Source organism: Chryseobacterium sp. YR221 (assembly GCF_900176315.1).
Lineage (GTDB): Bacteria > Bacteroidota > Bacteroidia > Flavobacteriales > Weeksellaceae > Chryseobacterium > Chryseobacterium rhizosphaerae.
Genome location: NZ_FWXM01000001.1, coordinates 265,400 through 280,117 on the forward strand (window position 1 = coordinate 265,400; position 14,718 = coordinate 280,117).

At 35.8% G+C, this 14,718-nt stretch carries 13 protein-coding genes; 4 read left to right on the forward strand and 9 right to left on the reverse strand.

Going from position 1 to position 14,718, the window contains the following annotated elements; genetic code table 11:
* Positions 1-17 precede the first annotated feature (17 nt).
* From B8967_RS01245 to B8967_RS01265, 5 genes are all read right to left on the reverse strand, one after another.
* Positions 18-878, reverse strand: a complete 861-nt coding sequence (locus tag B8967_RS01245) for a polysaccharide deacetylase family protein (RefSeq protein WP_084083986.1) — start codon at positions 876-878, stop codon at positions 18-20.
* A gap of 306 nt (positions 879-1,184) precedes the next feature.
* Entirely contained in the window at positions 1,185-1,910 is a 726-nt protein-coding gene (locus B8967_RS01250; RefSeq protein WP_084083988.1) for a DUF72 domain-containing protein, read from the reverse strand.
* A 4-nt stretch (positions 1,911-1,914) separates the two neighbouring features.
* Positions 1,915-4,773: a heavy metal translocating P-type ATPase gene (locus B8967_RS01255; protein ID WP_084083990.1), complete on the reverse strand. Its 2,859-nt coding sequence runs from the start codon at positions 4,771-4,773 to the stop codon at positions 1,915-1,917.
* 271 nt (positions 4,774-5,044) lie between these two features.
* Positions 5,045-5,605 carry a helix-turn-helix domain-containing protein gene (locus B8967_RS01260; RefSeq protein WP_084083991.1) on the reverse strand — a complete coding sequence of 187 codons (561 nt, stop codon included), beginning with the start codon at positions 5,603-5,605 and terminating at the stop codon, positions 5,045-5,047.
* Positions 5,602-5,997 carry an acyl-CoA thioesterase gene (locus tag B8967_RS01265; protein ID WP_047495641.1) on the reverse strand — a complete coding sequence of 132 codons (396 nt, stop codon included), beginning with the start codon at positions 5,995-5,997 and terminating at the stop codon, positions 5,602-5,604. Before B8967_RS01265 ends, B8967_RS01260 begins: the two co-directional genes overlap by 4 nt.
* Before the next feature lie 605 nt (positions 5,998-6,602).
* On the opposite strand from B8967_RS01265, the gene B8967_RS01270 reads away from it, so the two are divergent.
* A complete protein-coding gene (locus B8967_RS01270) occupies positions 6,603-6,974 on the forward strand; it encodes an RNA recognition motif domain-containing protein (protein ID WP_047495638.1) in 372 nt (123 codons plus the stop codon).
* A gap of 40 nt (positions 6,975-7,014) precedes the next feature.
* On the opposite strand, the gene B8967_RS01275 is transcribed toward B8967_RS01270, so the two are convergent.
* Genes B8967_RS01275 through B8967_RS01285 form a run of 3 tightly spaced genes read right to left on the reverse strand, consistent with a single transcriptional unit; the run spans position 7,015 to position 9,899 of the window.
* Positions 7,015-8,790, reverse strand: a complete 1,776-nt coding sequence (locus tag B8967_RS01275; RefSeq protein ID WP_084083993.1) for a DUF4153 domain-containing protein — start codon at positions 8,788-8,790, stop codon at positions 7,015-7,017.
* Positions 8,791-8,802: 12 nt separating this feature from the next.
* Positions 8,803-9,288 carry a BlaI/MecI/CopY family transcriptional regulator gene (locus tag B8967_RS01280; RefSeq protein WP_047495912.1) on the reverse strand — a complete coding sequence of 162 codons (486 nt, stop codon included), beginning with the start codon at positions 9,286-9,288 and terminating at the stop codon, positions 8,803-8,805.
* Between the two features lie 8 nt (positions 9,289-9,296).
* Complete coding sequence (locus B8967_RS01285; protein ID WP_084083995.1) at positions 9,297-9,899, reverse strand: phosphatase PAP2 family protein; 603 nt, start codon at positions 9,897-9,899, stop codon at positions 9,297-9,299.
* 125 nt (positions 9,900-10,024) lie between these two features.
* Here B8967_RS01285 and pdhA point away from each other — a divergent pair, with 125 nt between their 5' ends.
* A complete protein-coding gene (gene pdhA, locus B8967_RS01290; protein WP_047495631.1) occupies positions 10,025-11,026 on the forward strand; it encodes a pyruvate dehydrogenase (acetyl-transferring) E1 component subunit alpha in 1,002 nt (333 codons plus the stop codon).
* 97 nt (positions 11,027-11,123) lie between these two features.
* On the forward strand, positions 11,124-12,734 hold the full coding sequence (locus tag B8967_RS01295; RefSeq protein WP_084083997.1) for a 2-oxo acid dehydrogenase subunit E2: 1,611 nt from the start codon (positions 11,124-11,126) through the stop codon (positions 12,732-12,734).
* 70 nt (positions 12,735-12,804) lie between these two features.
* Here B8967_RS01295 and B8967_RS01300 read toward each other — a convergent pair whose 3' ends face one another.
* Positions 12,805-13,188: a helix-turn-helix domain-containing protein gene (locus B8967_RS01300; protein WP_084083999.1), complete on the reverse strand. Its 384-nt coding sequence runs from the start codon at positions 13,186-13,188 to the stop codon at positions 12,805-12,807.
* Positions 13,189-13,347: 159 nt separating this feature from the next.
* Between B8967_RS01300 and B8967_RS01305 the strand changes: the two genes are divergently transcribed.
* Positions 13,348-14,697 (forward strand): hypothetical protein, encoded by a 1,350-nt coding sequence (locus B8967_RS01305; RefSeq protein WP_084084001.1) that lies wholly within the window; start codon positions 13,348-13,350, stop codon positions 14,695-14,697.
* Positions 14,698-14,718: the final 21 nt, after the last annotated feature.

Genomic DNA, 14,718 nt, shown 5'->3' on the forward strand with positions numbered 1-14,718 from the left:
CTTTTTTCAAAAAAATATTAGTTCAAAACTTCGTTAATCTTCGGATATTGTGAAATCTTTCTGAAAACGAATTTGTTGCTTTTCTGCAGCTTTTCAATAAACAGATCTAATTCGTTGATAGAGTCAGTATCTCTAAGGTATTGATCATGAGTAAGAAAAACAAGGTGTCTTGAAGTTTTTTCAAGGTCGTTAATGAAGATGCTGTCTACTTTTTTCAACATGGCTTCATGGCTCCCTTTTAGAGTCATTTTATGCGAAGGTCTCCATTCGAGATCCCATCCGATTACTTTATAGCCTGCATTTTTAAGTCCGTTTGCTGCAAGAGTAGAGCTCTTAATATCAGTTACGTTAATATTGTTGAGTCTCCAGATATTTCTTCCCGGAGTTCTGGCAATTTTATCCTGAAGTTTAAGGCTGTCTTTTGCAATATCAAAATCATGTACCACTGCCTGCGCATTCTTATAAAAATCTGTGTATTTGTTGTGGGCATGGCTGAAGCTGTGATTGGCAAGCTCAACAAGAGGATTCTGCTTTAAAAGTTCAAAATCATCCTTTTGCTTTTTGCTTCCATAGGCATGTTTACCCACAAGAAAAGCTGTAGCACATACATTTCTTTTATTCAGGATTTTTAACAGGTTTTCTGTGCCCTGGTTCGGGCCGTCATCAAAAGTAAGGTAGATGATCCTTTTATCAGGATCTATATTTTCATCATCTATTTTGGGGACTATTTCCGCGGTAGGATGTTCTTGTGAATTGAGCTTTTCATTCACATCATTCTTGAAGTTACAGTTGTTCAATAAAACCGAAGTTGCACTCATCAATGCAAACATCCCGAGAAAAGTCGTGTTTTTTGACTTTCCCGCAAAAGTTTTTCTCATAAAGGTAATGGAAATTAAATTGTTAAAAATCGTTAAAAATAACACTGAAAAGTTAACAAATTATATGCCATTATTCAAGGTGTTTTTTCTTTTTAAGGTTATTTTAAGAACTTTATTTTAAAGCATATTTCCATTAATCTGTTGATTATAAGTTTATGTTTTTGTTTTATCTGTTTTTTAACATTTATAAATGCGAAAACAATAGAATTTCTCTATTTTCATTGAAATTAAATAATTCTTCCTATTGTGGGGAATTATTTAATTTTAACAAATTGATACCGTTTATATTGTTGAAATTAAAAAGGATTATAAAATCTCTTGTAAGTAGATTGCATTTTTAACAGCGGAAGTTCCCCAGGTATTGTTGAAGAATATAAAGGCTGTTTGTTTCTTCATCTTGAGTTTGGCGGCAAGATGGTCAAGAAAATCATTGCTGTACTCGGATTTATAGAGAACAGGTTTCCCATGCAGTCTGTAATAGATTATTTCAGGATGATTAATGACTACATCTTCAGGGAGGTTTCCGGGGAAGCTTACTCCTGAAAATACAGTATTGATATTTTTTAAGAAATCAAATATTTCTTTCTGCCACCATGATTCGTGACGGAATTCAATAACATTTAAAAAATTAAAATCAAGATTATCAATAATGAGGGTAAGATTTTCCGGGGTATTTTTAAAGGAAGGAGGGAATTGGTACAGAAAACCGGAAAGCTTATCCTTCAGGTTGTTTTGAATATGAGTACAGAAGCTTATAATATCTTCTTTTGATTCTGTAAGGCGTTTCTGATGAGTGATGGCTTTGGGAATCTTAATAAAGAATCTGAATAGCTCCGGAGTTTCATCATACCATTTTAAAAGAGTTTTGGCTGTTGGAATCCTATAAAATGTGGAGTTGATCTCTACAGCATTAAAAGCCCTGGCATATAAAGAAAGAAAATCTTTACCTGGAGCATTTTCAGGATATAACGACCCTTTCCAGTCGTTATTATAAAATCCTGAGCATCCAATGTAAAGATTCTCTTTTTTCATTTTATTATTTTATATCCAGATCTACGGAATTTAACCTCAATGAATTCAGGATCACCGATAAAGAACTGATGCTCATGGCTGCAGCTGCAATCATGGGGGATAATAGAATTCCAAAGAATGGATACAATAATCCTGCCGCTACCGGAACTCCCAATACATTATAGATAAATGCAAAGAATAGATTTTCTTTAATGTTTTTAAGAAGTTTTTCGCTTAGCAGCTTAGCTTTTGCTACTCCCAGAATATCTCCTTTGAGCAGTGTAATCTCAGCACTTTCTATAGCGACGTCTGTTCCTGTTCCCATGGCAATTCCTACGTTGGATTGTGCAAGGGCAGGAGAGTCATTAATTCCGTCACCGGTCATCGCAACTATTTTTCCCTGCTGCTGTAGTTTTTTTACTTCATTCAGTTTATCCTCAGGAAGGCAGTTGGCTTTAAAATGTTTGATTCCCAGTTCATCAGCTACTGCTTTCGCGGTATGTTCATTATCTCCGGTCATCATGATCACATCAATTCCTTCGCCCATCAGTCTTTCCACTGCTTTTTTGGAGCTTAATTTAATTTTGTCTGTAAAGCTTATGAAACCCAATACTTTTTGATCCACTGCAATATAAGAGATCGTATGTGCTTTTGACTGTACTTCTATGGCTTTTTGCTTTAAACTGTACGGAATCTGTATCTGATGAGAAGTGACAAGGTTTTCGTTTCCTAGATAAGCCATCTTCCCATTGATTTTACCTTTCACCCCTTTTCCTGAAATGTTTTCAAACTGATCTACTTTTTCAGCAGCAATATTTTCTTCTTTAGCTCTTTTTATAACCGCATTGGATAAAGGGTGTTCAGAATTTTGGTTGAGCGAAAATGCCAACTGTAAGATTTGATTTTTGTCTTCGCTGTTTACCGTCTCAATATATTCCAAAGAGGGTTTCCCTTCCGTTAAAGTTCCTGTTTTGTCTGTGATCAGAACATTTATCTTATTCATTTGCTCGAGAGCCTCTGCATTTTTGATCAGGATACCGTTCTTAGCTCCTTTCCCGATTCCTACCATCAGAGACATAGGGGTTGCAAGCCCAAGAGCACACGGACAGGCTACAATTAAAACTGCCACCGCATTGATGAAAGCAAATAAACTTCTTTTTCCTTCCGGGCCAAAAAACTGCCATAGAAAAAAGGTAAGGACCGCAATAAGAATGACTACCGGAACAAATACTTTTGAAACCTTATCAGTCAGCTTCTGAATAGGTGCTTTACTTCTGCTGGCTTCATTTACCATTTTTATAATTTGCGAAAGAAGGGTTTCGTCACCTACTTTTTCAGCTTTCATAATGAATACCTGATTCCCGTTGATGGTTCCTGAAGATACTCTGTCATCAATATTCTTTTCCACAGGAACAGGCTCTCCCGTGATCATACTTTCATCTACAATTGAGCTTCCTTCTGTAATTTTACCGTCAACCGGAATTTTTTCACCTGGCTTTACTTTTAGCAAGTCTCCGATTTTTACCTGGGAAAGCAGAACTTTTTTCTCCTCTCCATTGACGATAAGATTAGCTTCATCCGGTGACAGGTTCATTAATTCCTTAATGGCATTTCCTGTTTTTTTATGAGCTGCCGCTTCCATCAATTGCCCTAAAATAACCAATGTTAAGATGACACAGACTGCTTCGAAATATAAAGGGATTTCATGATTGTGCCCACGGATTTCATGTGGAATGATATCTGGAAAAGCTAATGCTGTAATACTGAATATAAATGCAGCTGCAACTCCCAGTGCGATAAGGCTAAACATATTGAGGTTCCATGTTTTGAAGGAAACCCAGCCTCTTTTCAGCAAGAACCACCCGGAGTAAAACATAACCGGAAGTGTCAAGGCCAGTTCAATAAATCCCTGCACCTGATGGGAAAAAGGAAAATTGATAAACATTCCACCCATTGAAAGAATGAAAACGGGGATGGTAAATGCCAATGAAGTAATGAATTTCCTTTTTAAGAGATTGTAGGTTTCATCTTCCTCATCATCTCCGCTGTCTGGCATTCTTACGAGGTCCATTCCACAAATAGGGCAGTCTCCCGGTTCATCACGGATGATTTCAGGATGCATAGGACAGGTATATTTTGCTGTTTTCTTTTCAGGATATTTTACCAGATCCATTCCGCAAACAGGGCAGCCTACGTTAGAATCATAAGTTTTATCACCTTCACAATACATGGGACAATAGTATTTCCCTGCCATTTCATCCGTTACTGCAGGAGCTGTATGATGATGGCTGTGATCATGAGTGTGGGAATGATGATGACTGTGACTTTGGGTATCTGTATTTTTTACAAGATCTTCAGTGATTTCTTCTAAGTGCATATGACATACCGGGCAATCGCCTTTTTCATCATAAACTTTGTCGCCTTCACAGAACATGGGGCAATAATGCTTTCCAACACTGGTTTTGAAATTTTCCGGAAGGTGAGTGGAGGAATAGGCTGGCTTGTGATGGGGATCTTTGGCCAGTTTTTCTTCAATAGGAACTAAATACATCTTACAAACGGGACACCTTTCTCCCTGTTTGAAATATACTTTTTCGCCTTCACATTCCATCGGGCAATAATATACTGAAGATGGAGATACGCGATCCTGAGGTTTTACAAAAGCCTTGTCCGGATTATCCGGGTCTTCAAGTTTGTATTTTCCTATTTCGGCCAAAGCATTATTCAAAACAGACAGTTCAACTTTGTGATCAGAGGTGATTGTTGCTGTATTGTTCTCCAGGTTTACATCGGCTTTCACACCATCTATGCTGTTCAGTTGATTGGAAATCTTTTTCTGACAGCCTGAACAGGTCATTCCGAGTATTTTATACTGTTGTTCCATGATTCTTAAATTTATATTACAAATTTCCAAAAAGGAGGAATAATGCTGTTATAAATTTAAGGATAATAGTTATAAAATTTGGTTGGAGGGTTTTAGAGTGGAAGAGTATGGGAGTGAGAGAGTATTAGAATAAGAGGGTGGGAGGATATCTATATTCTTATCAAAAAGACAAATAGGAAAAACTTCATCCCTATAAGTATGAAGGTAATTATTCCGATACTGCTTATATTCTTTCCTGCGCTAAACTCTCTGGCACTCCCACGCTCAAACATTAAAGATTATCCAGAGGTTTTCTGTGATGGTCTTTCAGTTTCTTGAATTCAGTAGGGGTAAAGCCGGTACTGTTCCGAAACTGGGTAGAGAGGTGCTGGACGCTTTTATAGCCCAGTTTCCCTGCAATTTCGGTAAGATTGAATTCATTGTATAAAAGGAGTTCTTTTACTTTTTCAATTTTTTGAAGAATAAAGAATTGTTCCAGGGTAATATTCTCATTTTGTGAAAACGTTTTGGAAAGAGCGCTGTAGTCTTTGTGGAGCTTTGAACTTAAAAATTCGGAAAGCAAAAAATTATCAGCAATGTCAAGTTCACTGACCTTTACAATGATAAGGTTTTTGATTTTTTCAACCAGTTGATGGGCTGAATCCATAATTCTTTCAAAACCGGTTTCGAGCAGCTCTTTTTCAATGGCCTTCATTTTGTCAGCTGATATTTCAGTTTCTGTTTCCACTTCGCCTAATATAACGGAGCCTATTTTCACATCAGCTTTGGTGAAGATATCTTCAACAGCAGAAATACATCTGTTGCAGACCATGTTTTTTATGAAGATTGTCATAAACTGCTGTTTAATCTGTCTTTTACAAATTCAATCTGAGTTTTACCGTGAGGAGCAGGGTTTCCATCCTGATCAAGATTTACCATTACAATTTTATCAACTGTAATAATCGTTTGATGGGTCATCTTGTTTCGGACGTCACATTTAAGAGTAACCGAAGAAGAGCCGAAGTGGGTTGCTTCTATACCAATTTCTATGATATCTCCCTGTTTTGCAGAGCTTACAAAATTAATTTCGGAGATAAATTTCGTGACTACTTTTGTGTTTTCCAACTGGATAATTGCATATAACGCAGCTTCTTCATCAATCCACTGTAAAAGTCTTCCTCCAAAAAGAGAATGGTTAGGATTTAAATCTTCAGGTTTTACCCATTTTCTGGTATGGTAGTTCATAATTTTAATAATTTGTTTTGCAAATTTAATGTTTAAAACCGGGCTTTTCAAAAGAATGATATTTATTGATCGAAAGAAGATTATTCATTTTCTCAATCATTTTATTTTGGAGCCTGCTTTTTTTTAAGTCGCTGTTCATAAAGAGCATTCTTAATAGCCTGTATTATTCTCAATTTTTAACAGATAAAGATCAGTGTTTTTTTTGAAAAATCCGGGATTATGACCTCTTCGTTTTTACCATTATAATGTGTAGATTGACTATTATTGCAATAGTTCCCGGGATAATATTGTTTTATTTGAATGAAAATGAAATTTAATAGGGTGAAAAACGCACAGTATTATTATAAATTATTATGTTAACTAACTTTAACTTTTGTCTGTATATTAATAAATAAATATTGTTATACGATAATTATGTATTGTTTAATGATTAAAATAAATAAGAGAAAACATTTGAAAATGAAGGGGAGGTAAAAAATATTTTGATTTTAGATTTTTTATTGTATCTTGCATTCGTTTATATTTGGAATCAATATTTGTTCATTAATTTATGTTGCTTTTCTTTTATATACCAAATTTTTATTAATTTTTTAATTTTATTTAAAATGAACATTTTTGTTTCAAACATCAATTACGCAACTAAAGAGTATGAGTTGCATGATCTATTCGCAGAATTTGGTGATGTATCATCAGCTAAAATCGTTACAGACAGAGAAACTGGTCGTTCAAGAGGTTTCGGTTTTGTAGAGATGGGTGATGAAGAAGGACAACAAGCTATCGAAGCTCTTAATCAGAAAGAATTCAACGGAAAAGAGCTTAACGTATCTGAAGCTAAACCTAGAGAAGAGAAGCCAAGAAGAAGTTTCGATAACAACAGAGGTGGTGGTTATGGAAACAACAGAGGTGGCGGAAGCTATGGAAATAACCGTGGCGGAGGTGATCGCGGAGGAAACAACGGCGGTGGAAAACGTTGGTAAAAAATATGAAGCGGCTTTTAAGCCGCTTTTTTTTATGTCTTTATTTTTCTCTGATCAGGAATAAGGCATCATTATAATAAATATTTCCACCTTTACTGTAAGTATCTTTTTGAGTTGTGACCGTAGGGAAAATAATCTTAATATGATATTTACCCAGATCACTTTCTACAGCCACTTCTTTTAATTTTACCGTTCCGCTTCTATGGATGTTATCTTTAAATAGCTTATCAATAGCCGGAGTAAAATCTACTTCTTCTTTTGAGTTCAGGATTACTTTGATCTTTTCAGTCTTATTGTCAATAAGAAACAGATCTCCATTGATTTCTTTTGATTCCTGGCCATAACTTTGGAATTTAATTAAATACTGATAGCTTTCAATATTTACTACATCTGTTTCTGACTCAAGCGTCAGTTGTTCATACGCAGGTGCTCCGGAATGTTTATCAGCATAAGTAAAAGAATTTCTAAGGCTGTTATTGATTGCCCAGTAATAGGGTTCTTCAAAATCTTTTGACCATTTATCCCGAACTTTAGGGGCTGCGAGAGTAAGCAAAAAACTTTCCTGTTTTCTTTTTATTAAAAATTCAAACTGTGATGACATTTTATCAATCACAGAATCTGATATCTTTTTATTGAAATCTATTGTACCTCCAGTAAGCAGGTTATTTTCTTTTAATAGCTTAATCAATTCATTTTTCTGGCTTCTTTTGGCTACGCTAAAAGCATTTAGGTAAGGAAAAACAAGTGAAAATACCCCCAATATAAATAAGCTCAGAGGAATAAATTTTATGCTTGACTTTTTGTTGAAAATAAAATAAACCACTAAACTTGTCAGCCATAAAGCCAGGAGTAAAACAAAGTATCTTGGCTCTGTATATCCATATGCTAAAAGCCTGGTGAAAATAGCAACAAAAAGGAGGATAACCAGAGGGATAACCGTATAGTAAAATAATCTTGAAAATACTTTAACCCAGGATTTGGTATGATCCTCTTTTAATGGATGCACAAGCAATAAAGCAAGAATTCCTACCATGCTGTAAGCAAGAATCAGATAAGAGACCCAGCCCCTTGGAAGTTGCCAATTGATCAGTATTTTAAATGAATAGAAATAAAGAATAATGGCATAGATACAAAGAAGCGGAATCAGAATAAACTGGGTGAAAAATTTTAAAACAACAGGATATTTGCCGTCTTCTTCAAGGTCTGGCAATCCTCTTTCATTAAAGATTAGGAAAATCAGACAGCTTCCGGCAATAGCCAGAAAGAAGAATACATCAAAGTAAACACTATCATTAAACTGAAAATCAAAAAGTTTGTCAATTGCTAAAATAGCCAGTTCCACTCCGGCTGTGAGCACTCCTGTGAATATAGCCGTAAGTACAATATTGACAAATAGATTTTTGTTATACTGCCAGAAACTAATTTCCCTGCCCTTGTTTAAAAAGGCTACAAAAGAAACCAGCAGGTGAGAAAGAATGAATGCTACAGCAATGATATATCCATAGACTTCATTAAAATCTTTCTTGTTGCCGGGTAGAATAAAAAAAAATCCCACCAGGCCGATAATTCCTGCAGATTCTAGCAGATACCGTTTTCCTATTCGCTGGGAAAGTATTTTCAATGCAAACATCAATGATATTCCCAAGCCGGAACAGATAGTGAACATGTAGCATGTGAAAGAGTCATTTCTTGATCTTGTGGTCTCATATAGATAGATCGCCCCAAAAGAAGTTAACAGAGCCATGAAGAGGACCATCGGATAACGAAATATCACTTCTTTGGCTTTTCCCGTTATCTCAAGAAATTTTGTTTTCATAAGCCTCGGTATTTATATTTTTTTCTTCTTTTTCTTTTTGTCTTTATCCTTTTCTTTTACTTTTGTTTTCTTCTCTTTTTTAGGACTTAGAATTTCATCAGCGAACTCAAATTTCGGTTCTTCTATTTTGGTAGGTTTTATTTCAATTTTAAGATCAAAATATCCTTTCAGATCGTTCTGTGAAATTAGCTTTTCATTCATTAAAAATTCCAGAATCTCTTTTCCGGAATCATTAAAAAAGTGATGGGAAAGCTCTTTCAGTAGAAACTTTTTATATTCCTCAAAAGGAACAAGTACTGAATATTTAAAAATCCTGCCTTCTTTTACAGTAGACAAATAGCCTTTTTCAACTAATATTTTTAAGTATGTAGAGACCGTGTTCTGGTGTGGTTTGGGCTCCGGATGTTGTTCCATAACATCCTTAAGATAAAAGGAATTCAACTTCCAAAACAGCTTCATAAAGTTTTCCTCTGCGGCAGTAAGATGATTTATTTTCATATATTCTTCTAATGTTGAAATTGTATATTGCAATAAAGATAGATAAAAGATATTAAAAATGCTATTCCTGCGCCCATAAATACTTCTTTAATGGTGTGTCTTTTTAGAATAATTCTCGTAATCCCCACTAAAGCAGCAATACCCAGCCAAAGAATACCCAGCTTCCAGTTTAATGAGAAAAACAAAGCTGCTACAAATACATTGAAGGCTGTATGCATAGAACTTTTAATATAAAGATTACTGATCTGTAAGGCGAAAAGAAGAATAAGGATAAACAGCATGATGAAATCCACATATCCGTTTTTGAGATAATTAAAAAGAATATAGGCAAGTACACATACAGCAATAAATATATAGAGTGTCTTTCTCTGTACCCGGTTCGAAACATCCATATTGGTGTATCTTCCTGTTTTTACATTCCATACGAGCCAGATAATCACAGGAAGCATAATCAATAATAAAATAGGCAGGAAGTATACTAAGGAATCTTTTAGCGTATATGACTGTATACTCATATAGATGAAAAAGATAAAAAGGGAGACCAAAGGATTGAAAAAATCAGAGATGATCTTTGAAATTTTGTGCGTCAATGAAGAGTTCTTTTCTTCCATGTTTAAGTTTAAAAGTCAAATATAACACTATAACCAAAAAAACAATTGATATGTATACAATAAAAACAAAGTTTTTTTCATAATTTTGCTCAACTATTTCATCATAAAAAAGCAAGAGCTAACACATGAAAGAATTTTCTAAAGAGGTATACCTGAAGTGGTATGAAGATATGACAATGTGGAGAAGGTTTGAAGACAAATGCCGTTCTCTTTATCTAAAACAAAAGATCAGAGGCTTTTTACATTTGTACAACGGTCAGGAAGCAATCCCTGCCGGATTCACGCATGCAATGGACTTAACGAAAGACAGTATGATTACTGCCTACAGATGCCATATCCATCCAATGGCGATGGGAGTAGATCCTAAGAGAATCATGGCTGAACTTTGCGGTAAAGCAACCGGTACTTCCGGAGGTATGGGTGGTTCTATGCACATTTTCAGTAAAGAACACCGTTTCTATGGAGGTCATGGTATTGTAGGAGGACAGATTCCTTTAGGAGCTGGTATTGCTTTTGCAGATAAATATTTTGACAGAAAAGCTGTAAATATCTGTTTCTTTGGAGATGGAGCTGCAAGACAAGGTTCATTACATGAAACATTTAATATGGCGATGAACTGGAAACTTCCTGTAGTATTTGTTGTGGAAAACAACCAGTATGCAATGGGAACTTCTGTAAAAAGAACAGCCAACCACGAAGATATCTATAAGCTAGGATTAGGATATGAAATGCCTTGTCTTGCTGTAGATGCAATGGATCCTGAAAAAGTAGCTGAAGCTGCTTACGAAGCAATTGAAAGAGCTAGAAGAGGAGACGGACCAACGTTCATCGAAGCAAGAACTTACCGTTACAGAGGACACTCTATGTCTGATGCAGAGCCTTACAGATCAAAAGAAGAAGTTGCCGTTCACAAAAATGATGACCCTATCGAATTGGTAAAACACAGAATTTTATCTAACGGATGGGCTACAGAAGAAGAATTGGAAGTGATGGATAACAAGTCTAGAGACTTTGTGGACGAATGTATAGAGTTCATGGAAAACTCTCCATATCCGGATACAGAAAAAATCTATGAGTATGTATATTCTCAGGAAAATTATCCATTCTTAGATAAATTAGAAAACTAAAAAGATAATAGGTTAATCTGAAAATTTGAAAATACCAGCGATCATTATTGGTCCTTTCAAATTTTCAGGTGACTAAATTTTCAAATTAAAAAAAATTATGGCAGAAGTAATTACGATGCCCCGCCTTTCTGATACTATGACGGAAGGTAAAGTGGCAAAATGGCATAAAAAAGTAGGCGACAAAGTAAAAGAAGGAGATATTTTAGCTGAAATTGAAACTGATAAAGCAGTTCAGGATTTCGAATCTGAAATAGAAGGAACTCTTTTATACGTGGGTGTACAAGAAGGAGATGCTGCTGCTGTAGACTCTGTTTTGGCGATCATCGGTAATGAAGGAGAAGATATTTCAGGATTAACAGGTGGAGCAGCTGCTTCCAGTGCAGGTTCTGAAGAAAAAAAATCAGAAGAACAACCTCAATCAGAAACTCCGGTTGCTGCTGAGCCTGCTGCGGCAGAAGTTCCGGCAGGAGTAGAAATTATTACAATGCCAAGACTTTCTGATACTATGACAGAAGGTAAAGTAGCTAAGTGGCACAAAAATGTAGGAGATACAGTAAAAGAAGGAGATCTTCTTGCTGAAATTGAAACAGATAAAGCGGTTCAGGATTTCGAATCTGAATTCAATGGAGTATTATTGAAGCAAGGTGTAGAAGAAGGTGGTGCAGCTCCGGTAGATTCCGTATTAGCAATGATTGGCCCTGCAGGAACAGATGTTTCAGCTGTAGGAGCTCCAAAAGCTGCTGCTCAGTCATCAGAAAAACCTGCTGAACAAAAAGCAGAAACTAAGACAGAAGAAAAAGCTGCTCCGGCTGCAGATTCTTCATCTTCTGACAGAGTTGCAATTTCTCCATTAGCTAAAAAAATGGCTCAGGACAAAGGTGTTGATATCAACAGTGTTCAGGGTTCTGGAGAAAACGGAAGAATTGTTAAAAAAGATATTGAAAGCTATCAGCCATCTCAGGCGAAACCAGCTGCTTCAGTTCCGGCTGCAAGTGCTGCTGCTCAAGTAGCAGTAAACTTCGTTCAGGGAGAAGATACAGAGACTCCAAACTCACAGGTAAGAAATATCATTGCGAAACGTCTTTCTGAAAGTAAATTCTCTGCCCCTCATTATTATCTGATGGTTGAGATCAATATGGATAAAGCTATTGTAGCTAGACAAGAGATCAATTCTTTACCAGATACTAAAATTTCATTCAATGATATGATCATTAAAGCAACTGCGATTGCTTTAAGAAAACACCCTCAGGTAAATTCAAGCTGGGCAGGTGATAAGATCATCCACAGAGGAAATATCAATGTGGGTGTAGCAGTAGCTATTCCTGACGGATTGGTAGTTCCTGTATTGAAGAATACAGACCAGATGAGCTACACTCAGATTTCTGCATCCGTGAAAGATATGGCTTCAAGAGCTAAGAATAAAGGTCTTAAAGCTAATGAAATGGAAGGATCTACATTCTCTATTTCTAACCTGGGAATGTTCGGAATCGAAACATTTACAAGTATTATCAACCAACCAAACTCTGCCATTCTATCCGTAGGTGCAATTATTGAAAAACCAATTGTTAAAGACGGTCAGATTGTAGTAGGAAACACAATGAAACTATCATTGGCATGTGACCATAGAGTAGTGGATGGGGCTACAGGTGCTCAATTCTTACAAACATTAAGAACATATTTAGAAAATCCATTAACATTGTTACTGTAATTTCTAAACTGTACATACTAAAACCTCCCGCTTTGGGAGGTTTTTTTGTTTTTAAATATTTCCGATAAAATTATTTCTTCAGTATTTTTATCTCTTCTTTAAGTTCTTTTACTTGGGTTTTCAGTTCTTCGATTCTCCCTTCATATTGTTCTATTAATTTTTCAGAAAGAGAATTGATGGTATTAATTGTTCCTACAAATTGAAAAGCCATACCTCCTTTTTGATCAGTATTTTCCTGTTCCAGATTATTGGTTTCATCTGAAAGAAAATTCTCAGGCTTTATTTCAAAAATTTCACTAAGTTTTTCTATATGTGCTGCCCAAGAGTGGCTTTCCCCTGTTTCAATTCTGGCGTAGGCAGATTGGGAAATGTGCAATTTTTCAGCCATTTCTTCCTGGGAGAATCCTTTGGACTTTCGAAGTCTTTTTATTTTCTCTGCAACGTTGTTAGTCATGCTTTGTTATTTTAGACAAATATAAAAATAATTTCCTCAAAAAATTACCCGGATAAGGGGTAGAATTATGCAAAAATAGGTTTTGTAGATTGATTAATATTTCACAGTTTTGTGGGTAAATAAAAAATATTATATTTAACAACTTAAAAAAACACACTTATGACGAAAAAATTAATTCTTCGGTTAACCCTTTCAGGAACCATTACCTTTTCATTACTTTCCTGTAGGACGGAGGACGAAATAATACCCAGTCCTCTGCAAACAGTGAACAGGTTTCAGGTATTTACTTCTCGAAACGGAGAACCCATAAATTATGCCAAGGGATATAAAACCCTTTTGGAAAAATATGACAGTATTTATACCACTTCCTATACAAAGAAAACCTTTTTGAAAAACAATGCTCCAGGAAAATCCGTTTCGCAAGAATATGTAGAACTTAATATCCGTTCCCAAGAATTAATGATGAAAAACAATGCTGAACGCTGGATACTTTATCCGGTAGTGAATGCAAATGAAGTCATTGGAATAGAAGTTGGTATTCTAAAAGAGGAGGAGACTAAGCTTGAATTTTGGAGGCTGGGTTCTGAAAATGCTTATTATAAAGAAATTATTGATCTGTTCCGTTTAGCGTACAGCAAAAAACTAATGAGTGAAAGAACAGCTAGTAAAGGAGGCGGATGCGGATGGGATGAAGGATCACCATGCGGGACGGGCGAAGTGGTGATCACTATACCAAAACCTAACGGACCGAAAGGAGACCCTAATCTTTATCTTCCGGGAGCTAATCCCGGTGGAGGGGATCCTGGGGTAGTTGGTGGAGGTTGTGGGGTATATGGAAACTGTGATGGAAGTGGTAACCCTAATAATCCTGATAGTTCTGATGAATCATGTGAGAAAATGAAAAAGCAAAAAAATGATCAGACCTTCAAGGATAAAGTTTCTGCATTGGATAAACAAGAAATATTTGATAAACAGCAAGAAACAGGACTTGCTGCCGCATATGGGCCACAGACCAATTACGAGCCCTTGGCAAATACTGCAAATGATAATTTGAAGTTCCCACCGGGGAATAAATATTTTGGCTATATGCATACTCATCTTGATAGTAAACCTGGAGTTGTTAAGATATTCTCACCCGCTGATGTTTCTACTTTTTTAACAAGTTGTGTAAGAAATGCTCAAGTTAAGGGAACAATGAGTGATGCTTATGGCATGGTAATTACATCACAGGGAAATTATATATTAAAATACTCCGGAGATGGTAATTATGGTATTGGACCTAATACTCAAGCTAATTGGCAGTCTTGGTATGAAACAGCATACGAACGATTATCTCAAAATGAATTGGCTAATCCTGCTATTGTTGAAAAGTTGTTTACTCAATTCCTTGAAGAGAAGGTAAAACTTGACGGGTTAGAAGTTTATAAAAGTGATAAAATTACAGGTAGTACAAGTAAGTTGAAATATGATGGAAAAGACAATCCTGTAAAGCCAATTCCTTGCCCTTAATAACAATTTAATTTCAAAATT

Coding starts and splice junctions, on each gene's coding strand:
- B8967_RS01245 (WP_084083986.1), bottom strand. CDS start 878: ATGAGAAAAACTTTTGCGGGAAAGTCAAAAAACACGACTTTTCTCGGG.
- B8967_RS01250 (WP_084083988.1), bottom strand. CDS start 1,910: ATGAAAAAAGAGAATCTTTACATTGGATGCTCAGGATTTTATAATAAC.
- B8967_RS01255 (WP_084083990.1), bottom strand. CDS start 4,773: ATGGAACAACAGTATAAAATACTCGGAATGACCTGTTCAGGCTGTCAG.
- B8967_RS01260 (WP_084083991.1), bottom strand. CDS start 5,605: ATGACAATCTTCATAAAAAACATGGTCTGCAACAGATGTATTTCTGCT.
- B8967_RS01265 (WP_047495641.1), bottom strand. CDS start 5,997: ATGAACTACCATACCAGAAAATGGGTAAAACCTGAAGATTTAAATCCT.
- B8967_RS01270 (WP_047495638.1), top strand. CDS start 6,603: ATGAACATTTTTGTTTCAAACATCAATTACGCAACTAAAGAGTATGAG.
- B8967_RS01275 (WP_084083993.1), bottom strand. CDS start 8,790: ATGAAAACAAAATTTCTTGAGATAACGGGAAAAGCCAAAGAAGTGATA.
- B8967_RS01280 (WP_047495912.1), bottom strand. CDS start 9,288: ATGAAAATAAATCATCTTACTGCCGCAGAGGAAAACTTTATGAAGCTG.
- B8967_RS01285 (WP_084083995.1), bottom strand. CDS start 9,899: ATGGAAGAAAAGAACTCTTCATTGACGCACAAAATTTCAAAGATCATC.
- pdhA (WP_047495631.1), top strand. CDS start 10,025: ATGAAAGAATTTTCTAAAGAGGTATACCTGAAGTGGTATGAAGATATG.
- B8967_RS01295 (WP_084083997.1), top strand. CDS start 11,124: ATGGCAGAAGTAATTACGATGCCCCGCCTTTCTGATACTATGACGGAA.
- B8967_RS01300 (WP_084083999.1), bottom strand. CDS start 13,188: ATGACTAACAACGTTGCAGAGAAAATAAAAAGACTTCGAAAGTCCAAA.
- B8967_RS01305 (WP_084084001.1), top strand. CDS start 13,348: ATGACGAAAAAATTAATTCTTCGGTTAACCCTTTCAGGAACCATTACC.